The 19,904-nt window shown below is 67.9% G+C and carries 20 protein-coding genes; 13 read left to right on the top strand and 7 right to left on the bottom strand.

The genetic code is table 11. From position 1 onward, the window contains the following. Nucleotides 1–70 precede the first annotated feature (70 nt). The gene (locus AC07PV_RS22655) at nt 71–766 is read left to right on the top strand and encodes an SPOR domain-containing protein (protein WP_218297183.1); all 696 of its coding nucleotides are present in this window, start codon (nt 71–73) and stop codon (nt 764–766) included. Nucleotides 767–849: 83 nt separating this feature from the next. Continuing rightward, nucleotides 850–1,614, top strand: a complete 765-nt coding sequence (locus tag AC07PV_RS22650) for a DUF6882 domain-containing protein (RefSeq protein ID WP_494631369.1) — start codon at nt 850–852, stop codon at nt 1,612–1,614. A gap of 3 nt (nt 1,615–1,617) precedes the next feature. On the opposite strand, the gene AC07PV_RS22645 is transcribed toward AC07PV_RS22650, so the two are convergent. The 5 genes from AC07PV_RS22645 to AC07PV_RS22625 all read right to left on the bottom strand — a co-directional run bounded on the left by AC07PV_RS22645 (nt 1,618) and on the right by AC07PV_RS22625 (nt 7,134). Beyond that, nucleotides 1,618–2,610, bottom strand: coding sequence for a tripartite tricarboxylate transporter substrate-binding protein (locus tag AC07PV_RS22645; RefSeq protein WP_494631389.1), 993 nt, complete (start codon nt 2,608–2,610; stop codon nt 1,618–1,620). Between the two features lie 156 nt (nt 2,611–2,766). Further along, nucleotides 2,767–4,218, bottom strand: coding sequence for a sensor histidine kinase (locus tag AC07PV_RS22640; RefSeq protein ID WP_218297181.1), 1,452 nt, complete (start codon nt 4,216–4,218; stop codon nt 2,767–2,769). A gap of 64 nt (nt 4,219–4,282) precedes the next feature. Then, nucleotides 4,283–4,957: a response regulator gene (locus AC07PV_RS22635; RefSeq protein WP_218297180.1), complete on the bottom strand. Its 675-nt coding sequence runs from the start codon at nt 4,955–4,957 to the stop codon at nt 4,283–4,285. An 83-nt stretch (nt 4,958–5,040) separates the two neighbouring features. Next, complete coding sequence (locus tag AC07PV_RS22630) at nt 5,041–5,967, bottom strand: N-formylglutamate amidohydrolase (RefSeq protein ID WP_492245191.1); 927 nt, start codon at nt 5,965–5,967, stop codon at nt 5,041–5,043. 201 nt (nt 5,968–6,168) lie between these two features. Then, complete coding sequence (locus AC07PV_RS22625; protein WP_218297178.1) at nt 6,169–7,134, bottom strand: tripartite tricarboxylate transporter substrate binding protein BugE; 966 nt, start codon at nt 7,132–7,134, stop codon at nt 6,169–6,171. 108 nt (nt 7,135–7,242) lie between these two features. On the opposite strand from AC07PV_RS22625, the gene AC07PV_RS22620 reads away from it, so the two are divergent. The 3 genes from AC07PV_RS22620 to AC07PV_RS22610 all read left to right on the top strand — a co-directional run bounded on the left by AC07PV_RS22620 (nt 7,243) and on the right by AC07PV_RS22610 (nt 9,041). After that, the gene (locus AC07PV_RS22620) at nt 7,243–8,211 is read left to right on the top strand and encodes a LysR substrate-binding domain-containing protein (protein WP_369643709.1); all 969 of its coding nucleotides are present in this window, start codon (nt 7,243–7,245) and stop codon (nt 8,209–8,211) included. 81 nt (nt 8,212–8,292) lie between these two features. Next, entirely contained in the window at nt 8,293–8,523 is a 231-nt protein-coding gene (locus AC07PV_RS22615; protein WP_218297176.1) for a helix-turn-helix domain-containing protein, read from the top strand. A 17-nt stretch (nt 8,524–8,540) separates the two neighbouring features. After that, a complete protein-coding gene (locus AC07PV_RS22610) occupies nt 8,541–9,041 on the top strand; it encodes a Clp protease N-terminal domain-containing protein (RefSeq protein ID WP_369643710.1) in 501 nt (166 codons plus the stop codon). A 39-nt stretch (nt 9,042–9,080) separates the two neighbouring features. Here AC07PV_RS22610 and AC07PV_RS22605 read toward each other — a convergent pair whose 3' ends face one another. Continuing rightward, nucleotides 9,081–9,569 carry a MarR family winged helix-turn-helix transcriptional regulator gene (locus tag AC07PV_RS22605; RefSeq protein WP_218339455.1) on the bottom strand — a complete coding sequence of 163 codons (489 nt, stop codon included), beginning with the start codon at nt 9,567–9,569 and terminating at the stop codon, nt 9,081–9,083. A gap of 142 nt (nt 9,570–9,711) precedes the next feature. Here AC07PV_RS22605 and recA point away from each other — a divergent pair, with 142 nt between their 5' ends. Together recA and recX are read left to right on the top strand one after the other, a co-directional pair. Beyond that, nucleotides 9,712–10,785, top strand: a complete 1,074-nt coding sequence (recA, locus tag AC07PV_RS22600; protein WP_218297173.1) for a recombinase RecA — start codon at nt 9,712–9,714, stop codon at nt 10,783–10,785. An 83-nt stretch (nt 10,786–10,868) separates the two neighbouring features. Continuing rightward, nucleotides 10,869–11,333 (top strand): recombination regulator RecX, encoded by a 465-nt coding sequence (gene recX, locus AC07PV_RS22595; RefSeq protein ID WP_218297172.1) that lies wholly within the window; start codon nt 10,869–10,871, stop codon nt 11,331–11,333. Nucleotides 11,334–11,438: 105 nt separating this feature from the next. Here the strand turns inward: recX and argC are convergent, their stop codons facing one another. Then, on the bottom strand, nt 11,439–12,371 hold the full coding sequence (gene argC / locus AC07PV_RS22590) for an N-acetyl-gamma-glutamyl-phosphate reductase (RefSeq protein WP_218297171.1): 933 nt from the start codon (nt 12,369–12,371) through the stop codon (nt 11,439–11,441). Between the two features lie 221 nt (nt 12,372–12,592). Here argC and sucC point away from each other — a divergent pair, with 221 nt between their 5' ends. The 6 genes from sucC (at nt 12,593) to AC07PV_RS22560 (ending at nt 19,883) form a co-directional block, all read left to right on the top strand. After that, the gene (gene sucC / locus AC07PV_RS22585; protein WP_218339453.1) at nt 12,593–13,753 is read left to right on the top strand and encodes an ADP-forming succinate--CoA ligase subunit beta; all 1,161 of its coding nucleotides are present in this window, start codon (nt 12,593–12,595) and stop codon (nt 13,751–13,753) included. A 15-nt stretch (nt 13,754–13,768) separates the two neighbouring features. Next, nucleotides 13,769–14,665 carry a succinate--CoA ligase subunit alpha gene (gene sucD / locus AC07PV_RS22580; protein ID WP_218297169.1) on the top strand — a complete coding sequence of 299 codons (897 nt, stop codon included), beginning with the start codon at nt 13,769–13,771 and terminating at the stop codon, nt 14,663–14,665. 152 nt (nt 14,666–14,817) lie between these two features. After that, nucleotides 14,818–15,504 (top strand): TerC family protein, encoded by a 687-nt coding sequence (locus AC07PV_RS22575; protein WP_218339452.1) that lies wholly within the window; start codon nt 14,818–14,820, stop codon nt 15,502–15,504. 244 nt (nt 15,505–15,748) lie between these two features. Beyond that, nucleotides 15,749–18,382, top strand: a complete 2,634-nt coding sequence (locus tag AC07PV_RS22570; protein WP_494631366.1) for a CHASE2 domain-containing serine/threonine-protein kinase — start codon at nt 15,749–15,751, stop codon at nt 18,380–18,382. 17 nt (nt 18,383–18,399) lie between these two features. Continuing rightward, a complete protein-coding gene (locus AC07PV_RS22565; RefSeq protein WP_218297166.1) occupies nt 18,400–19,188 on the top strand; it encodes a Stp1/IreP family PP2C-type Ser/Thr phosphatase in 789 nt (262 codons plus the stop codon). Between the two features lie 44 nt (nt 19,189–19,232). After that, nucleotides 19,233–19,883, top strand: coding sequence for an FHA domain-containing protein (locus AC07PV_RS22560; RefSeq protein WP_218297165.1), 651 nt, complete (start codon nt 19,233–19,235; stop codon nt 19,881–19,883). The last annotated feature ends 21 nt before the right edge of the window (nt 19,884–19,904 follow it).

Raw genomic sequence — 19,904 nt, 5'->3', positions numbered from 1 at the left:
CCGCCACGCGGGCGGGGACGAGGGCGCGCAACCCCATGGACAACCGGCGGGAAAACAAGGAGAGGCCCCCATGCTGCGACTTGCCGTGATCGCGCTGCTGCTGGCCAACGCGGGCTACTACGCGTGGTCGCAGGGGCTGCTTCGGGACTGGGGCTTCGCCCCCGAGGAGCAGGCCGAGCCCCAGCGCATGGACCAGCAGATACGGCCCGAGACGCTGCAGATCCTGCGGGTGAACTCCGGCAAGGCCCCCGCCGCCGCGTCGCCCGCCGCCCCCAGCGCAGCGGCTGCGGCTTCCGCCGAGACCCCCACCCCGCCCGACACCGGCGAATGCCTTCAGGCGGGCGTGTTCGACGAACGCCAGGCCGACGCCCTGCGCGCCGCCGCAGCCAATCTGCCCCAGGGCAGCTGGCTGCTCGAGCCCACGCCCGTGCCGGGCCGCTGGATGGTCTACATGGGCCGCTTCGAGGACCTGGAAACGCTGGACAGGAAACGGGCCGAACTGCGTGCCCGCAAGGTCGACCACGACCGCGCGGGCGGCACCCTGGAATTCGGCCTTTCGCTGGGCCGCTTCGCCTCGAAGGAGGCCGCCGAGCGCGAGCTGGCCACCCTGGGCGGCAAGGGCGTGCGCACGGCCCGCGTGGTGCAGGAGCGGCCGGACACGGCAGGTTTCACGCTGCGACTGCCCGCCGTGACCGAATCGCTGCGCCCCCAGCTGGACGCCCTGCGCACGGCGATGGCCGGCAAGACGATGCGCGCCTGCGGCTGAACCGTGGTGGCCGCGCTGGCGGTCGCGCCCGGCGTTCCGCGCCCCTCCTTCGATTCCGCCCCTCCTTTCGCGAGCCCCGCGCCATGACCGAAGAACTCTCCGCCATCCACTGCAACCGCCACGGCGAAGCCACCGCCACCTACGTCTGCGGGCACCTGTGCCGCCAGCCGGTGCAGCGCTGGTTCTGCGACATGCCGGCGCCGGACTGCCCCTTTCCCGACGCCTGGTGCGCCAGTTGCCAGGCAGCCCTGGAGCGGGAGGGCGGCGAGTGGAACGAGCGCAACGAGGACTGCCTGGACCTGCAGATCATCTGCCACCACTGCTACCAGGACTCCATGGCGCAGAGTGTCGGCGCCATGGCGGATGCTCCGCACGACGCCTGGGTGGACGCGGTCACCGAAAGCCACCAGGCCCTGGTGGGCAAGCAGGATGCCCTGGAGACGGACTACGGCATCTCGCGCTTCGAGCGCTGGGACTATGACCAGGTGCAGGGCACGCTCACCTTCTCGCACGCCGGCGTGCCGCGGCTGGTGGCGGACATTGAATTCATCGGATCGATTTCCCGGACCAGCGGCACCTGGCTGTGGGCCTGGGCCAATTTCCACAACGACCCCCAGGTGGTGGCCCGCATTCCCGCGGTGTGGGAGTGGGGCGACGAGCGCGGCTTTGCGCCCCTGACGGTGCCGCGCTGGGAAGCGGACGAGACCGACGGCTGGGAACTCGCGGGCGTGGCGGCGCAGGTGCTGGGCGCGCTGGGGGTGTACCGCGCGCCCACCCAGAATGGCTTTCTCTTCATGGCGCTGATGTCCCTTCGCGCGCTGCGTCCGCCGCATGCGCCTGCGGCATAGCCGTCACGCTGCGTCCTTGCCGAGCGTGATGCGCGCAAACCGGCTGACGCGCCGCATCTTCTCGACCTCCTTGCGGATCTGCGCGGCAAACTCGTCCGGCAGGCTGCCCGAGGCAAACAGCCCCTGCTCTCCCAGGCGCGCCAGCACCGCGGGCTCGCGCAACACCGTGGCCACCGCGTCGCGCAGCCGCCGCGCCGTGGCGGCCGGCGTGTGCGCAGGGGCCACCAGGCCGAACCAGGACGGGTCGTTGTTCGAGAACAGGCTGAGCTCGGCGTAGGTGGGCACCTCGGGCAGCAGGGCCAGGCGCCGGCTCCACGACACGGCCAGGGCCCGCAAACGGCCGGCCTGGATGTGCGGCAGCGACGACGCCACCTGGTCGAAGTACGCCGGCACCCGGCCCGCCAGCACCTCGGCCAGTGCTGCCGTGGCGCCCGCCTGGGGCAGGTGGTCCATGCGCACATTGGCACTGCTCTTGAGCAGCTCGCCCCACATGTGGCCGATGGTGCCGTTGCCCGGCGAGGCATAGGCCAGCTGGTCCGGCCGCGCCTTCAGGTGCTGCATGAACTGCGCGAAATCGCGCACCGGCAGGCCGGGGTGCACCACCAGCACGCCCGGGGCCTTGACGATCTCGGTGACGGGGGTGAAGCCGTCCAGCGCGTTGTAGGTCAGGTGTTTGTAGACGGCTGGGTTCACGCCATGGGTGGACAGCGTGGCCACGCCCAGCGTGGCGCCGTCGGGCGCGGCGGCAGCGACCTCGGCCATGCAGGTGGCACCGGCCGCGCCGGGGCGGTTCTCCACGGCCACGGGTGCACCCAGCAACTGCGACAGCGGACCGGCGAGGGCGCGCGCCGTGATGTCGGTGGCGCCGCCCGCGGCAAAGGGCACCAGCAGCCGCAGGGGCCGTGCGCTGCCCGTGGACACCGGGGCGGATTGCGCCTGGGCAGCACCTCCCAGGCAGGCAGCGGCGGTGGAGATCAGCAGCTTGCGCCGTTTCATCGTCGTCATCGTGGTCCTCTCCTCGCCTCGCGGCATGTGCGGCCCATTCTGGAGAGGCATGGCCGGGCTGGCTAACGACGTTTGGAACTCATCCCATTCCGGCGCGGAATGTGCCGCAGCGCGAAAGGCCGTGCGGCGGGATGCACCCGGCCTGGCTCAGGACCCCGCCACCACATCCCGCGCCGCGAACCGCACGCTGAAACGCGCGCCGGGCGGGTGGTGGCCAGGGCGCGCGTCTTCCAGCGTGACCTCGGCCCCGTGCTTGCGTGCGATCTCCAGCACGATGGGCAGGCCCAGGCCCGAGCCGTCGGCCTCGCTGCCCAGCGCCCGGTAAAAGGGCTGGAACACCAGCTCGCGCTCGGCCTCGGGCACGCCGGGGCCGGAGTCTTCCACCTGCAGCAGCAGCACGTGGCCGAAGGTATCGGCCAGCACGTGGGCCGTGACCACGCCGGGCTTGGCGGGGGTGGAAGGCGTGTAGTTGATGGCGTTGTCGAGCAGGTTGCGCACCAGTTCCTTGAGCAGCGTGGGGTTGCCGTCCAGCAGCACGCCGGGTGAGCCGGGCTCGGCGCCGTCGTAGCCCAGGTCGATGTGTTTTTCGAGCGCGCGCGGCACCGAGTCGCGCACCACCTCGATCACGAGGCGCGCCAGGTCGCAGGGCTGGCGCGCGATGCCCACGCCGCTGCCTTCCGCGCGCGCCAATGCGAGCAGCTGGTTCACGGTGTGCGTGGCGCGGATGCTGGAGCGGCCGATCTGCTGCAGCGAGCGCTTGAGCTCTTCGGTGCTGGTGCCTTCGCGCTGGGCCAGGTCGGCCTGCATGCGCAGGCCCGCCAGCGGGGTCTTGAGCTGGTGCGCCGCGTCGGCCAGGAAACGCTTTTGCGTGGCCAGCGAGTCGTTCAGGCGCGTGAGCAGGTCGTTCACCGACGAGACCAGCGGCGCGACCTCGAGCGGCACGGTGCGGTCGTCCAGCGGCGAGAGGTCGTCGGGGTTGCGCGCGCGGATGCGCTGCTCCAGCTGGTTCAGCGGCTGGATGCCGCGCGCGAGCGCCAGCCACACCAGCAGCACCGCCAGCGGCAGGATGACGAACTGCGGCAGCATCACGCCCTTGATGATCTCGGTGGCCAGCACGCTGCGCTTTTCGCGCGTCTCGGCCACCTGCACCAGCGCCACGGGCGTGCCCTCCAGCGGCAGGCGCACCCAGATGTAGGCCACGCGGATCTCGATGCCGCGCATCTCGGCGTCGCGCAGGCGCACCTCGCCGGACAGGGGCACCTCGTCGCTGGCGGGCTCGGGCAGTTCCCGTTCGCCGGAGAGGAATTCGCCCCCCGGGCCGATGACCTGGTAGTAGACGATGTCGGAGTCGTCCGCGCGCAGGATTTCGCTGGCCGGCTGGGGCAGGTTGAACTGCACCTTGCCGCCCACCACGGACACGAGCTGGGCCAGCGCATGGGCGTTGTACTCCAGCGCCCGGTCGAACGGCTTGTTGGCCAGACCCTGGGCCACGAGCCAGGTGAGCGCCAGGCTCACGGGCCACAGCAGCAGCAGCGGCGTGAGCATCCAGTCAAGGATCTCGCCGAAGAGGGAGCGCTGCTCTCGCTGGAAGATTTTCAAGGTTTCAAGCCCTTTGAGCCACTGGCGCCCGTCTAGAAAGCGCAAGCAGCTATCATTTCAGTAGCTACCCTGGAATCTTTTCGAGGCAATAGCCCAGGCCGCGCACGGTGGCGATGCGGATGGGCCCGCCCTCGATCTTCTTGCGCAGGCGGTGGATGTAGACCTCGATGGCGTTGTTGCTCACCTCCTCGCCCCATTCGCACAGGCGCTCCACCAGCTGCTCCTTGCTCACCAGGCGGCCCGCGCGCTGCAGCAGCACTTCCAGCAGGCCCAGTTCGCGGGCGGACAGCTCGATCATCTTGCCGTCGATGGTGGCCACGCGGCCGGCCTGGTCGTACACGAGCGGGCCGTGCTTGATGGCGCTGCTGGTGCCGCCCATGCCCCTGCGCGTGAGGGCCCGCACGCGCGCCTCCAGCTCCTGCAGGCTGAAAGGCTTGGCCATGTAGTCGTCGGCACCGAAGTCCAGGCCCTTGACGCGCTCTTCCACGCTGTCGGCCGCGGTGAGGATGAGCACGGGCAGCGCCGAGCCCCGGCTGCGCAGCTTCTTGAGCACCTCCAGCCCGTGCATCCGGGGCAGGCCCAGGTCCAGGATCAGCAGGTCGAACTCGTTGTTGGTCAGCAGGGCCGCGTCGGCCTCGCTGCCGCTGGCCACGTGGTCCACGACGGCGCCCGATGCCCGCAGCGTGCGCAGCAGGCCATCGGCCAGCACCTGGTCGTCTTCGGCAATGAGGATGCGCATGCGGTGTCTCCTTGAGGGGTTGGCTGCGGTCTGGCGCCGCGCCTGCCCTCGATTCTAGGATGGCCCCGCCCCTGCGCGCCGCGTCAGCGCGGATCGTGTGCGAGCAGCAGGCGCACCAGTTTCTGCAGGTCTGCCTGCAGCCGGGCCATGCCCTCGGGGTGCTGGGCGAGCGTGCCCTCGTCCATGTAGAGCTTGCGGTTGATCTCGACCTGGATGCTGTGGCGGTGCTGCGCGGGGTTGCCGTAGCGGCGCACCAGCTCCACGCCCTTGTAGGGGTGGTTGTATTCCACGCTGTAGCCACAGCCGCGCAGGTGCTCGCACACCAGCGCCGACAGCGCCGGGCTGGCGGTGGTGCCGTCGCGGTCGCCCACCACGAAGTCCGCGTGCTCCAGACCCGGGAACTCGGTGGCGAAGCGCCCCGCCACGGCGGGCATGGAGTGGCAGTTGATGTGGATGCTGTAGCCGTGGCGCGCATGGGCGGCGTCGATGGCCTGGGCCACGGCCGCATGGTAGGGGCGCCAGCAGCGGTCGATGCGCGCGCGCACCTCGGTCACGGTGAGCTGGCGGCTGTAGATGGGCTCGCCCTCGTCGGTGAACTTCCAGATCAGGCCCTTGCCCAGGCGCACCTTGCTGAGCACCTGGGGGTCGGTGGAGATGGGGCCGGTCCACTCGCCGTCGAGCAGGGAGGTGTCGAGCTCGGTCGTGTCGCGGTTGGCATCGAGGTAGATGCGGGGAAAGTGGGCTTCGACCCAGGCCACGCCCAGCGCGGGGGCAAAGGCGTAGATCTTCTCGACGTGCGTGTCCTCGGCGCGGCGCAGCGTGGGCAGGTCGCAGGCCGAGCCGAAGTCGGCGGGGTATTGTGTGCCGCTGTGCGGCGAATCGAGCACCAGCGCCGTGGTGCCGGGCAGGTAGGTGAAGGCCGCAGGCGCCAGCGGGGTGCCGGGGGAACCGGTGGCACCGGGCTGGGCCTGCTGGAATCGTCGGTTGATCAGTTTCAAAGCGGCATGCATAGGCAGAGTGTGCGCAAAGTGGGGCGGCCGGCCTAGCCGCCCGGACCGGTTGGAGACCATGGTTATCCCTGAGACGGACTCCTCCAGCTGTGGCCGCCGGGCCCAGGGGCCCGGTATCGAAGAAAATGGGGCTCCCCCTGGCCGCCGGCCCGCCACCGCCCGTGGGGTGGATCGCGCGAGGCGCCTCAGCGGGGGCCCATGTCAATCCAGCGCCACCTTCGCAAAGGCCGCCACCCGTTTCATCTTGTCGATCTCGCGGGCGATCTGCGCCGTGAAGTCCCGGGACGTGGTGCCCGACGGGTACAGCCCCTGCCCCGCCAGGCGCTCGCGCACGGCGGGCTCCTTGAGCGCCTGGGCCACGGCCTGCTGGATGCGGTCCACCGCGGCCGCGGGCGTGCCCGCGGGAGCCACCAGGCCGAACCAGGACGGGTCGTTGTTGTTGGCGAAACCCAGCTGTGCGTAGGTGGGGACATCAGGCAGCACGTCAAGCCGCTCGGGCCAGGACACCGCCAGCGCCCTGAGCTTGCCGGACTTGATGTGCGGCAGCGAGGAAGCCACCTGGTCGAAATACACCGCCACCTGGCCGGCCAGCACGTCGTTGACGGCCGGGCCCGCACCGCGGTAGGGAATGTGCACCATGGCCGTGCCGGTGCTGCTCTTGAACAGCTCGCCCCACATGTGGCCGATGGTGCCGTTGCCGGGCGTGGCATACGAAACCTTGCCGGGATGGGCCTTCAGGTACTTCACGAGGTCGGCAAAGTCCTTGACGGGCAGCACGGCCGGGTTCACCACCACGACGCCGGGGGCCTTCACCATCTCGGTCACGCCCACGAAGTCCTTGATGGGGTCGTAGGGCAGCTTGCTGTAGACGGCGGGGTTCACGCCGTGCGTGGACAGCGTGGCCACGCCCAGCGTGAGGCCGTCGGCCGGAGCGCGCGCGGCTTCGGCCATGCCGATGGAGCCCCCCGCGCCGCCGCGGTTTTCCAGCACCACGGGCTGCTTGAGGATGCGGGCCAGCGACTCCTGCAGGCTGCGCACGGTCATGTCCGTGGCGCCTCCGGGCGGAAAGGGCACGATGATGCGCAGGGGCTTGCCTTCTTGCGCCAGAGTTATTCCAGGAACGAAAGATACTGTGGCCAGGGCTGAGAGCAGATGACGGCGTTGCATGGGACATTTCTCCTATGGGGTAGGTTGAGATTAATGGAATCCACGAGCCCTACCAAGCAATGGATATGCCTGATAACATTCCCATATGGAATGATTTGATAACTTACGATGTCTTCCCTGCGCCGCCTTTCACCCCCCTTGCACCTGCTGCGGGCGTTTTCCACCGTCACGCGCTTCGGCAGCGTCTCGCGGGCCGCCGAGGCCCTGCACCTCACGCAGAGCGCGGTGAGCAAGCAGGTGAAGGAACTGGAGGCCTGGGTGGGCGTGCCGCTGTTCGAGCGCAGCCGCAAGCGCCTGGCGCTGACCCCCGCGGGCGAGCGCTACGAGAAGGCCGTGCGCGCCGTGCTGGCGCAGCTGGAGGCCGCCACACTGGAGCTGATCACCAGCGATGACGGCGGCGGCGCGCTGCACCTGTCGAGCCTGCCCACCTTCGCCGCCAAGTGGCTCATTCCGCGCCTGCCGCAGTTCCAGCAGCAGCACCCGCAGGTCACGCTGCACTTCGTGCCGTACGTGCACAGCTACAACTTCGAACGGCCCGAGCTCGACTGCGCCATCCTGTTCGGCGATGGCCACTGGCCGGGCGCCCACGCCCACTACATCACGGGCAACGACGTGGCCCTGATCGCGCCGCGCGCCAAGGTGGCGGACTGGCCCATCCACACCCCGCGCGACGTGGCGCGCTACGCGCTGCTGCGCCACGTGACCGTGCCCGAGGCCTGGCTGCGCTGGAGCGAGACGCACGGGGTACAGGGCCAGCTCGACCCGCTGGCCGGCCCGCAGTTCGACCAGTTCCAGACCATGATCCGTGCGGTGATGGCCGGCATGGGCCTGGCCCTGGTGCCGCGCTGCCTGGTGCAGGACGAGATCACCGCCGGCCTGGTGCGCGAGCCGCTGGCCGCCGCCGTCCAGCGCGGGGGCTACCAGAGCGAGGTGGGCTACTGGCTCTGCTACCCCGAAGGCCGCACGCAGCTGCATGCGCTGCAGTGCTTCCGGCAATGGTTGCTGGCCTGCGCGGAGCCCGCAGGCGCGGCGCCCCCGCCCACGGGCGCCGCGGCTGGCACCGGGCCGGCGCCCTGAGGGCCCGCCCCCCGGGCCAGGCTCCGAGCCCTGTTGTCAACCCTTGTTGACGATACGAGTTCCGTCAACTACAGTTGACGAATGCCGACCCCACCGCCCCTGCAGCTGCCCCCGCACGACGACCCCGAAGCCGCGCTGGCCGCCGTGGTGGCCTTGCGCCTGATGGCCGACCGGCTGGAGGCGGCGGCCGTGGCCACCGCCCTGGAGCGGGGGTGGTCGTGGGCGCAGATTGCCCAGGCCCTGGGCGTCAGCAAGCAGGCGGCGCACAAGCGGCTCTCTCCCCAGGCCACGCGCCCCGCCCCCCCTGGATGATGGAAGGACTCCTCCCCATGCTGCAACACATCCGCCAGCGCCTGAACGACATGCGCACCCTGCACCGGCTGTGCACGCGCGCCGAGCACCACGCCCGCGCCCGGGGCCAGCCGCAACCGGGCGCGGAGCACTTCCTGCTGGCCGCCATCGAGCTGCCCGACGGCTCCGCGCGCCGCGCTTTCGCGCGCGTTGGCGCGAACCCGGACGCCCTGCCCGCCGCGATCGAACAGCAGTACCGCGATGCGCTGGCGCAGATCGGCATCGATGCCGAAATGCCGCCCGCCGCACCCTGTGCGCCGCAGGCCGGGATCTACCGCGCGCAGCCGTCCGGCGAGGGCCTCATCCAGGCACTGGCGGAGGCTCGCAAGGGCCAGCCCGGCCCCTTGCTGGGTGCGCACGTGGTGGCACTGATCGCGGCCACGCCGCAGGGCGTGGCCGCGCGGGCATTGCGCGCGCTGCGGCTGGACCCCCACGCGCTGAGCCACGCCGCGCGGCAGGAGAGCGCCCCGCGCGTCTGAAGCCCCCCCCCTTGGGCGCCAGGATGACCGTGCGGCGGCCTAGCCGCCCGCATAGGCCTCCAGCCCGATCGCCACCACGGTGGCCACGTCGTTGCCCACCTCCGCCCGGAACTCCGCCTCGGCCTGCGCGACGGCATCGCGAAACGCCTGCAGCCAGGCCAGGCCCGTGGGCGTGAAGCACACGCGGCGCGCACGCGCATCCAGCGGATCGGCCTCGCGCGTGACCAGGCCCCAGGCCTCGCACTGGTCCACCAGGTTGGCCATCGCCTGCTTGGTCATGCCCGCGCGCTGGGCCAGGTCGGTCAGCCGGTCGCCCTGCAGCGCCAGGTGGCGCGTGATGTGCACGTGGGCGGCGCTCACCTGGTCGCGCGCCGCGAGGTTGGACAGCGCCAGCGGCACCTCCACGTTGTGCGCCATGAGCTGCAGCACGCGCGCGTCGAAGCGCCGCATGGCGTGGCCGAACAGGCGGCCCAGGTGGGTCTGGCGCCAGCCGTCTTCGGCGGGTGAAGGAAGAGGCATATCAGGCATTCGCACATTGTCAGGCAAACTGACTAAATTGAGCTTGAATGCCCCGCGACGACTCGCATAAACTACTGTTCAAGCATCCAGCCTGTGATTAACCGCAGAGCGGTGCAGGCACCCAACCCATTGTTTCTCAAGGAGTTTTCTCATGGACGTCGCAGTCAAAGGCACCAACCCCGCATTGCCCGTGAACACCGAAAAGGCCAAGGCCCTGGCCGCCGCGCTCGCCCAGATCGAGAAGCAATTCGGCAAGGGCACGATCATGCGCCTGGGCGAAGGCGAGGTGATCGAGGACATCCAGGTGGTCTCCACCGGCTCGCTGGGCCTGGACATCGCCCTGGGCGTGGGCGGCTTGCCGCGCGGCCGCGTGGTCGAGATCTACGGCCCGGAATCCTCGGGCAAGACCACGCTCACGCTGCAGGTGATTGCCGAGATGCAAAAACAGGGCGGCACCTGCGCGTTCGTGGACGCGGAACATGCCCTGGATGTGCAATACGCCCAGAAGCTCGGCGTGCAGCTGTCCGACCTGCTGATCAGCCAGCCCGACACCGGCGAGCAGGCCCTTGAAATCGTGGACAGTCTGGTGCGCTCGGGCGCCGTGGACCTGATCGTCATCGACTCGGTGGCCGCGCTCACGCCCAAGGCCGAAATCGAAGGCGAGATGGGCGACGCCCTGCCCGGCCTGCAGGCCCGCCTGATGAGCCAGGCGCTGCGCAAGCTCACGGCCACGATCAAGAAGACCAATTGCATGGTCATCTTCATCAACCAGATCCGCATGAAGATCGGCGTGATGTTCGGCAGCCCCGAAACCACCACCGGCGGCAACGCGCTCAAGTTCTACGCCTCGGTGCGCCTGGACATCCGCCGCACCGGCACCATCAAGAAGGGCGACGAGGCCATCGGCAACGAAACCAAGGTCAAGGTGGTCAAGAACAAGGTGTCGCCGCCGTTCAAGACGGCCGAGTTCGACATCCTGTTCGGCGAGGGCATCAGCCGCGAGGGCGAGATCATCGACATGGGCGTGACCGCCAAGATCGTGGAGAAGTCGGGCGCCTGGTACGCCTACAACGGCGAGAAGATCGGCCAGGGCCGCGACAACGCGCGCGAGTTCCTGCGCGAGAACCCCGACCTTGCCCGCGAGATCGAGAACAAGGTGCGCGAGGGCCTGGGCATTGCGCTGCTGCCCGACGCGCTGCAGGCCCCTGCCGCCGCGGCCGAATGACCGCCACAATTCAAGCCAGATTGCCTTCCAGCGCCTGATTGACAAGCGCTGGCAGCTATTGAATTGAAAGCAAAGAAGAGGCCATGGGGTTCACCACGCTCTCGCTCAAGGGGCGGGCGCTGCGGCTGCTGAGCCAGCGCGAGCACTCGCTCGCTGAACTGCGGCGCAAGCTCGCGCCGCATGTGCAGGAGGGCGACGACCTGCAGGCCCTGCTGGAAGACCTGCAGGCGCGCGACTTCATCAGCGAGGCCCGGGTGGTGGAATCCGTGCTGCACCAGCGCGCGGGCCGCCTGGGTTCCCAGCGCATACGGCAGGAGCTGCACGCCAAGGGCATCGGCCCCGAGGCAGTTCAGCACGCCCTCGACCAACTCAAAGGCAGCGAATGGGCACGCGCCCATGCACTGTGGCTGCGCAAATTTGGCGCCGTGGCGGACGATGCGCAGCAACGTGCGCGGCAAGTCCGCTTTCTGACCGCACGCGGGTTTTCGGGCGAGATCACCCGGCGCGTCGTGCGTGGCGAAGCGCCGGAAATCCAGGGCGAGATCTAGGGCCGGTCACGCGGGCAGGGGCGGCGCCCCAAGGCCCCGGGACCCAGAAGACAGCACAGGCGGCCACGCTCCGGAGCCGCCTGTTGTCCCCACCGATCCCCGCCGTCAGAGGCCCAGCATCAGCTGCAGGTTCTGCACGGCCGCGCCGCTGGCGCCCTTGCCCAGGTTGTCCAGGCGCGCGATCAGCACCGCGTGCCGGTACTCTTCGTTGGCGAACACGCGCAGCTCCAGCTTGTTGGTGTCGTTCAGCGCGGTCGCATCCAGCTTGCCGTCGGCCGTGGCGGGCAGCACGCTGACCCACTGCTCGGGTGTATTGCTCCTGGCGTAATGCGCCGCCAGCGCGTCGTGCAAATCGGCCGCCTTGGGCGCGCCGGGCAGCAGGTCCAGATGCAGCGGCAGCTGCACCAGCATGCCCTGGCGGAAGTTGCCTACCGACGGCACGAAGATGGGCCGGCGGGTGATGCCCGTGTAACGCATGATTTCGGGCAGGTGCTTGTGCTGCAGCGTGAGCGCATAGGCCTCGAACAACGGCGCCGTGCCGGCCTCATAGGCCTCGATCATGGTCCGGCCGCCACCCGAGTAGCCGCTGACCGAGGGCAGGGCGAGCGGGAAGTCCGGGGGCACCAGGCCCGCATCCACCAGCGGGCGCAGCAGCGCAATCGCACCGGTGGCATAGCAGCCGGGATTGGCCACGCGGTCCGCCTGCGCGACTGCTTCGCGCTGGCCGGCGGCCAGCTCGGGAAAGCCGAACACCCAGCCGGGCGCCGTGCGGTGGGCCGTGCTGGCGTCGATCACCTTGACCTTGCGGCCCGTGCTCCGGGCAATCTCGTCCACCATCGCCACGGTGTCACGCGCAGCATCGTCGTGCAGGCACAGGATCACCAGATCCACGCCGGCAATCAGGTCGCGTTTCGCGGCAGGGTCCTTGCGCAACTCGGGCGCGATGCTGACCAGCTCGATCTGCGGCATGGCCTGCAGGCGCTCACGGATCTGCAGGCCCGTGGTGCCGGCTTCGCCATCGATAAAGACTCTGGACATAAGGGTGCTCCTGCAAAAAATGGGCAGCAAAGTCTGCCAAGAAACCACGAGAAAAGCCAAGAAACTGCCACCCGGCAGGCGCGGCGAAGCCGTCAGCCACGCACAAGGATGGTGCATTGCAACATGATACAGTCGCTGGTTGCCATGTCCCCAGCCCGCGGCCAGACATTTTGTTGTTCATGGCAAACGGGTAACCACCATCCTTCCCTGAGAGAGACCTCATGAAGATTCACGAATACCAAGGCAAGGAAATCTTGCGCAATTTTGGTGTGCCCGTTCCGCGCGGCATTCCCGCATTCACGGTGCAAGAAGCCGTGGAAGCAGCCCAGAAACTGGGCGGCCCCGTGTGGGTCGTCAAGGCCCAGATCCACGCCGGTGGCCGTGGCAAGGGCGGCGGCGTGAAGGTTGCCAAGACCATCGACGACGTCAAGCGCATCGCTGGCGAGATCCTGGGCATGCAGCTCAAGACGCACCAGACCGGCCCCGAAGGCCAGAAGGTCCGCCGCCTGTACATCGAAGACGGCGCCGACATCAAGAACGAACTGTACGTCTCGCTGGTCACCGACCGCGCCACGCAGAAGGTGGCCCTGATCGCTTCGAGCGAAGGCGGCATGGACATCGAGGAAGTGGCGCACTCCACGCCCGAGAAGATCATCACCGAGATGATCGATCCGATTGCCGGTATCACCACCGAGCAGAGCAAGAAGGTCGCAGCCGCCATCGGCCTGACCGGTGCTTCCATTGACCAGGCCGTGGACATCTTCGCCAAGATCTACAAGTGCTACATGGACACCGATGCGTCGCTGGTGGAAATCAACCCGCTGAACTGCGACTCCAAGGGCAACCTGATGGCCCTGGACGCGAAGTTCAACTTCGACGCCAATGCGCTGTTCCGCCACCCTGACATCGTGGCTTTCCGCGATCTGGACGAAGAAGATCCAGCCGAAGTGGAAGCATCCAAGTTCGACCTGGCCTACATCAGCCTGGACGGCAACATCGGCTGCCTGGTCAACGGTGCCGGCCTGGCCATGGCGACCATGGACACCATCAAGCTGTTCGGCGGCGAGCCGGCCAACTTCCTGGACGTGGGCGGCGGCGCCACCCCCGAGAAGGTCACCGAAGCCTTCAAGATCATGCTCAAGAACCCAAAGGTCGAAGGCATCCTGGTCAACATCTTCGGCGGCATCATGAAGTGCGACACCATCGCCACCGGCGTGATCACCGCCTGCAAGGCCGTGAACCTGAACGTGCCGCTGGTCGTGCGCATGAAGGGCACGAACGAAGAGCTGGGCAAGAAGATGCTGGCCGAGTCCGGCCTGCCCATCATCGCCGCAGACACCATGGCCGAAGCTGCGACCAAGATCGTTGCTGCCGTCAAGTAAGCCCGGAGAACACACATGTCGATCTACATCAACAAAGACACCAAGGTCATCACCCAGGGCATCACGGGCAAGACCGGCCAGTTCCACACCGAAAAGTGCCAGGAATACGCGAACGGCAAGAACTGCTTCGTGGCAGGCGTGAACCCCAAGAAGGCCGGCGAGTCGATCTTCAACATCCCGATCTACGCCTCCGTCAAGGAAGCCGCATCGCAGACCGGCGCCACCGTGTCGGTGATCTACGTGCCGCCCGCAGGCGCTGCTGATGCGATCTGGGAAGCTGTGGAAGCCGACCTGGACATGGCCATCTGCATCACCGAGGGCATTCCGGTCAAGGACATGCTGATGGTGCGCAACAAGATGAAGGCCAAGGAAGCCGCCGGGGGCAAGAAGACCCTGCTGCTGGGCCCGAACTGCCCCGGCCTCATCACGCCCGACGAAATCAAGATCGGCATCATGCCCGGCCACATCCACCGCAAGGGCCGCATCGGCGTCGTGAGCCGCTCCGGCACGCTGACGTACGAAGCCGTGGCCATGTTGACCGAAGTGGGCCTGGGCCAGTCGAGCGCCGTGGGCATTGGTGGCGACCCCATCAATGGCCTGAAGCACATCGACGTGATGAAGGCGTTCAACGACGATCCGGACACCGACGCCGTGATCATGATCGGCGAAATCGGCGGCCCTGACGAAGCCGAAGCCGCCCAGTGGTGCAAGGCCAACATGAAGAAGCCTATCGTGGGCTTCATCGCTGGCGTGACCGCGCCTCCCGGCAAGCGCATGGGCCATGCCGGCGCGCTGATCTCCGGCGGCGCCGACACGGCCGATGCCAAGCTCGCCATCATGGAAGAGTCGGGCTTCATCATCACCCGCAACCCGTCGGAGCTGGGCAAGCTGCTCAAGGCCCAGCTCAAGTAAGCTGCCGGCCCTACACCGGCACGGGCATTCGTAAGCACAATTACGGACGCCCGCAGCCGCAAGGCCCGATAAACTGGCCGCTCCAATAAAAAGAGAAGCGCTCGGAACCCTGGTTCCCGGCGCTTCTTGCATTCATAACAGTGGAGTTCAGTATGGAGTTTGTGCAAAGTGCCGATTTCTGGATCGGCCTGATGAAGATCGTCTGGATCAACATCATTCTTTCGGGCGACAACGCCGTCGTCATCGCCCTGGCGGCCCGGTCCCTCCCTCCCCATCAGCAGCGCAAGGCCGTTTTCTGGGGGTCTGGCGCGGCAGTGGTGCTGCGCATCCTGCTCACCGTGGTGGCAGCCAAGCTGCTGGAGCTCTCGTTCCTGCAGATCGTCGGCGGCTGCCTGCTGCTGTGGATCGGCTTCCAGCTGCTCAGTGACGATGAGGAAGAGGAAGGCGAGTCGAAGGCCTATGGCAGCCTCATGGCGGCGGTGCGCACCATTCTCATTGCGGACCTCGTGATGAGCCTGGACAACGTGATCGCCGTTGCCGCTGCGGCGCACGGCAACGTGCTGCTGCTGGTGCTCGGCCTGGCCATCAGCATTCCGCTCGTGATCTTTGGCAGCACGCTGATGATCAAGCTCATGGAGCGCTTCCCCGCCATCGTGCTGATGGGGGCCGCCTTGATTGGATGGGTGGGGGGCGAAACCATTGCCAATGACGCAGCGCTGCATGGCTATGTGGTGGCGCATCCTTCGCTGCACTATGTGGCCGCGGCGCTTGGCGCGCTGCTGGTGGTGGGCGCCGGGAAATTCTGGCCCCACAGGGCCCGGCGGGAATCGGCGGCCTGATTACGCCCCATCACACGGTGCAACAAATTGTTGCACCGTGTGACAAAAGTGGCACCCTGACAGCGTGGCGGCCGCCCCGCCACGACAAGAAGGGCATCCGTGCCTGCAGGGGCCCAGCGGCGCCGCGGTAACGGCGACGGCCGCGCACCCTGCCCGCCCGGGCGCAGATATTGCTTTTACCCACACAAATACAGTGTGGAACCAATAGCAAGTGGGACGAACAACCTCGGGTCGGTGGCTGGGCATGTGGCGGACCGATGGGTTTCGGGGCGCAGTGGCCTCGGCGGTGGTCATTGCGCTGTGTGCGGCCGCTGGTGTCTTCCAGTCCCTGGAATACCGCGTGTATGACGCAGCGAGCAGTGTCGCCACGCCACCCCCCTTGCCTGAAATTGTCATCGTCGGCATGGACGATGCCAGCCTGGCAGCGCTGGGAAGCGCACCCCGGTCCCGCGATGTCTACGCCCGGCTCGTCGACCAGCTGGCGGCCGCGGGCGCCAAGACCATTGTCTTGACCCCTTCCTTCGCCACCCCTGAATCCGACCGCGGCCTTGCCTACGTCCGCACGGTGCGGGAGACGCTTGCGCGTGCCGGAGAAACATCTCCGCTGGCCGCCGAGTTGGGCCGTGCCACCGCCGAGGCGGAGCAGGCGCTCGACACCGATGGCCGCCTCGCGGCCAGCATCCAGCGCGCCGGCAATGTGTTCCTGGCCTCAAGCTATGCCCTGGCCGGAGGAAAGGCCACGCCGCTTCCCCCCTATGCGCACCGCAGCGTCCTGCCCGACTCCGGGTCCTTCGCCACGCCCGCCACGTCGGCCCGGCACCCCATCGCGGAACTCGGCTCCGTGGCGGCAGGCGTCGGCCACCTGTCCATGGAAGCGGATGACGACGGCCGCGTGCGCCGCATCCCACTGCTGCTGCGGTATGACGGAGTCGCGGTGCCCTCGCTGGCATTGCTGGCAACGCGGCACAGCCTGCATCTGGGCCCGAACGAGATCCGCACCCAGGACGAGCCGCGCGGTGTGCGTGTGGGGGGACTGCACATTGCCACGGACGAGGCCGCCGCCATGCACCCGCGCTTTCATGCCGCGCAGGATGGCGCGACACCGTTTCCCACGGTGTCCTTTGCCCAGGCGCTCAGCGGCAAGGTGCCCCTTCACACCTTCAAGGACAAGGTCGTCTTGGTGGGGGACACCAGCGAGGCACTGGCGGCCCCCTGGGTTCAGCCGGGCGCACGGACGATGTACCCGGTCGAGATGCTCGCGCACACCGTCTCCGCCATGCGGCAGGGCCTCGGTGTGCAAAGGCCCTCCTGGGCGCCCGCGGCTGCATGGGGAGCGGTGCTGGGGGCCTGGCTCTTCGTGGCCTTGGTCCTTCCCCGGCTTTCACGTGCCGCGGGATGGGCGCTGAGCGCAGTGCTGCTGTTGCTCCTGGCAGGCACCGAATGGGGCTTGCTGCGCCATGCCGGGCAGTGGATATCGTTGGCACCCGGCACCCTGGCCTTGCTCGTGGGGGTGGTGGCATTCACCGCGCTGCGCATGGGGGGAGGCAGCACCCAGGAATCGTCCGGGGAAGCCGCCGAAACCGACCGCATGATGGGGCTGGCCCTGCAAGGGCAGGGGCAGCTCGACATGGCATTCGAGCGCCTGCGCAAGGTACCTCCCAGTGATGCCTTGATGGACAACCTGTACCACCTGGCGCAGGACTTCGAGCGCAAGCGCAACTTTGCCAAGGCCAAATCCGTCTACAAGCACATCCTGCAGCACAACCGCGCCTACAAGGATGCATATGCCCGCTACAAGCGCGTGCGGGCCCAGCTGCAGAAGGACGTGGATGGCCCGCCCTCCAGCACGCCCGCGTCGGTCCCGCCGGCCTCGCCGCGCCTGCCGGGCGATGCCACAGCCGGTATCCCGATGCTCGGTCGCTACCGGATCGACAAGGAGATCGGCAAAGGAGCGATGGGCGTCGTCTACCTGGGACGGGATCCGAAGATCGGGCGCGTGGTCGCCATCAAGACGCTGGCCCTGGGAGAAGAATTCGAAGGGGACGCGCTGATCGACGCGAGGGCCCGCTTCTTCCGCGAGGCGGAAACCGCGGGACGCCTGCAGCATCCCTACATCGTGACGATATTCGATGCCGGCGAAGAACACGACCTCGCCTACATCGCCATGGAATTCCTCAAGGGCTCCGACCTGACGCAGGCATGCCGGGCCGGGCAGCTCCTGCCCGTGGACACCGTGCTGTCCATTGCGGCCCGCGTCGCCGAGGCACTGGACTATGCCCATGCGCACAACGTGGTGCACCGCGATATCAAGCCGGCCAACATCATGTTCGACGCCGCCACGGACGCCGTGAAGGTGACGGACTTTGGCATCGCGCGCATCACGGACTCCAGCAAGACGCGCACGGGGATGGTCCTGGGCACCCCCAGCTTCATGTCGCCCGAGCAGCTCGCGGGCAAGAAGGTGGATGGCCGATCGGACCTGTATTCCTTGGGCGTCACGCTGTTCCAGCTGCTGACCGGGTCCTTGCCGCTGCGCGGCGAGTCGATGACCGAGCTCATGCACAAGATCGCCAGCGTGGACGCACCCGACATCCGCCAGCTGCGGCCGGAGCTTTCATCCGCGGTGGCCCGCGTGGTGGCCCTGGCCCTCCAGAAGCGCCCGCAGGCGCGCTACCAGACGGGGCGGCAATTCGCTTCCGACCTTCGCCAGGCAGGCGCAGCATCCTCGGCGCCGGAAGTGTTACCGGGCCCGGAAGCAGTCGTCTATGATGCGGACCGCGATGCAACAGGGCATGAAATGGCGGATTTTCAGGAAACCGTGATGGAGCCACCCGCCGGGCGGGGTGCGGCATCCCCGCCGATTCCAGGCGCCCGATGACGCACGCCTCCACACCCATGACCTACGAATTTTTCGCGCGGACCGACAAAGGCCGCGTGCGCACCAACAATGAAGACGCGGTGGCGGTCGACCGGGATGCGCAGGTCGCCATCCTGGCCGATGGCATGGGCGGATACAACGCCGGCGAAGTGGCAAGCGGCATGGCCACCACCTTCATCCGCACCGAGATGGCCCGCTGGCTGGGGCAGGCAGGCGGCACGCCGCAATCCACCGATGTACGCCGCGCCCTGGAAATCTGCGTGGAGAACGCCAACCACGCGATCCTTGGAGCGTCGTTGTCCAACCCCCAGTACGCAGGGATGGGCACCACGCTGGTGGTGGGGGTCTTCCACGGCAGCCGCCTCATCCTCGGGCACATCGGCGACTCCCGCTGCTACCGCGTGCGGGACGGCGTCCTGCAGCAGATCACGCGCGACCACTCCTGGCTTCAGGAACAGGTGGATGCCGGCTTGCTCACCGCACAGCAAGCGGCCCTGTCGTCCAACCGCAACCTGGTCACCCGCGCGCTGGGCGTCGAGCCCAACGTCATGATGGAAGTCAACGAATTCCAGGTCGCGCCGAATGACTTGTTCCTGATGTGTTCGGACGGGCTCACGGACATGGTCGCGGACGCGGACCTGGCGGAACTGGTGCGGGCACCTGTTCCCCTGGAGGAAAAAGCCACACTGCTCATCGACACCGCCAATGCGAATGGTGGCCGTGATAACGTGAGCGTACTGCTGGTGCAAGCGGCCGCGGGAGGCAAGAAGCGCGGCCTTATGTCCCGATTGCTAGGGGCCGCGTGAGTGGCCACTACTACAACAATTACTCATCACATCAGGAGTGGATCATGCCCAGAATGATCGTTTCAATCGACGGGGTTGTCATCAAGGAAGTGCAACTGACCAAGGAGCGGACCACGCTGGGCCGGCGCCCCTACAACGACATCGTGATCGACAACCTCGCGGTGAGCGGCGAGCATGCCGTCATCCACATGGCGGGCCAGGATGTGGAGATTGAAGACCTGGGCAGCACCAACGGCACCTACGTCAATGCCAAGGCCGTCAAGCGGCAGGAACTGCGCAACGGCGACACGGTCGAGGTGGGCAAGTACAAGATCCGCTTCCTGCACGAGGCCGAGGGGCAGAACTTCGAGAAGACCATGATCTTCAAGCCCGGCATGGTCCCGCCCGTCGGCGCAGCCGCGCGCCCCGCAGTTCCGGCGCCGGCTCCTGTTCCCATTTCCGCGGTCATCCGGGTCATGTCGGGAGCCGCCGCCGGGCGTGAAGTGTCGCTGCAGAAGGTGGTCACCACCATTGGCAAGCCCGGCGTGGCGGTTGCCTCCATCACCAAGCGCCATCAAGGATTCGTGCTGGCCCATGTGGAAGGTCCCGACATGCCGTTGCTCAACGGCGCCTCCATCGGAACATCGCCCGTGCCGCTCAAGAACGGTGACCGGCTCGAACTGGCCGGCACGGAAATGCAGTTCGAACAGAGCTGACCGCCACCGCCGGACTGCAGC

The sequence above is a fragment of the Acidovorax sp. GW821-FHT09A11 genome (assembly GCF_059418365.1).
The sequence above is the reverse complement of the archived record's forward strand: the minus strand, read 5'-3'. Positions and strand labels throughout refer to the sequence as shown.

Coding starts and splice junctions, on each gene's coding strand:
- AC07PV_RS22565 (WP_218297166.1), top strand. CDS start 18,400: ATGACCTACGAATTTTTCGCGCGGACCGACAAAGGCCGCGTGCGCACC.
- AC07PV_RS22605 (WP_218339455.1), bottom strand. CDS start 9,569: ATGCCTGATATGCCTCTTCCTTCACCCGCCGAAGACGGCTGGCGCCAG.
- AC07PV_RS22610 (WP_369643710.1), top strand. CDS start 8,541: ATGCTGCAACACATCCGCCAGCGCCTGAACGACATGCGCACCCTGCAC.
- AC07PV_RS22615 (WP_218297176.1), top strand. CDS start 8,293: ATGCCGACCCCACCGCCCCTGCAGCTGCCCCCGCACGACGACCCCGAA.
- recX (WP_218297172.1), top strand. CDS start 10,869: ATGGGGTTCACCACGCTCTCGCTCAAGGGGCGGGCGCTGCGGCTGCTG.
- AC07PV_RS22650 (WP_494631369.1), top strand. CDS start 850: ATGACCGAAGAACTCTCCGCCATCCACTGCAACCGCCACGGCGAAGCC.
- AC07PV_RS22575 (WP_218339452.1), top strand. CDS start 14,818: ATGGAGTTTGTGCAAAGTGCCGATTTCTGGATCGGCCTGATGAAGATC.
- argC (WP_218297171.1), bottom strand. CDS start 12,371: ATGTCCAGAGTCTTTATCGATGGCGAAGCCGGCACCACGGGCCTGCAG.
- sucC (WP_218339453.1), top strand. CDS start 12,593: ATGAAGATTCACGAATACCAAGGCAAGGAAATCTTGCGCAATTTTGGT.
- AC07PV_RS22655 (WP_218297183.1), top strand. CDS start 71: ATGCTGCGACTTGCCGTGATCGCGCTGCTGCTGGCCAACGCGGGCTAC.
- AC07PV_RS22570 (WP_494631366.1), top strand. CDS start 15,749: ATGTGGCGGACCGATGGGTTTCGGGGCGCAGTGGCCTCGGCGGTGGTC.
- AC07PV_RS22645 (WP_494631389.1), bottom strand. CDS start 2,610: ATGAAACGGCGCAAGCTGCTGATCTCCACCGCCGCTGCCTGCCTGGGA.
- AC07PV_RS22620 (WP_369643709.1), top strand. CDS start 7,243: ATGTCTTCCCTGCGCCGCCTTTCACCCCCCTTGCACCTGCTGCGGGCG.
- AC07PV_RS22630 (WP_492245191.1), bottom strand. CDS start 5,967: ATGCATGCCGCTTTGAAACTGATCAACCGACGATTCCAGCAGGCCCAG.
- recA (WP_218297173.1), top strand. CDS start 9,712: ATGGACGTCGCAGTCAAAGGCACCAACCCCGCATTGCCCGTGAACACC.
- AC07PV_RS22635 (WP_218297180.1), bottom strand. CDS start 4,957: ATGCGCATCCTCATTGCCGAAGACGACCAGGTGCTGGCCGATGGCCTG.
- AC07PV_RS22625 (WP_218297178.1), bottom strand. CDS start 7,134: ATGCAACGCCGTCATCTGCTCTCAGCCCTGGCCACAGTATCTTTCGTT.
- sucD (WP_218297169.1), top strand. CDS start 13,769: ATGTCGATCTACATCAACAAAGACACCAAGGTCATCACCCAGGGCATC.
- AC07PV_RS22560 (WP_218297165.1), top strand. CDS start 19,233: ATGCCCAGAATGATCGTTTCAATCGACGGGGTTGTCATCAAGGAAGTG.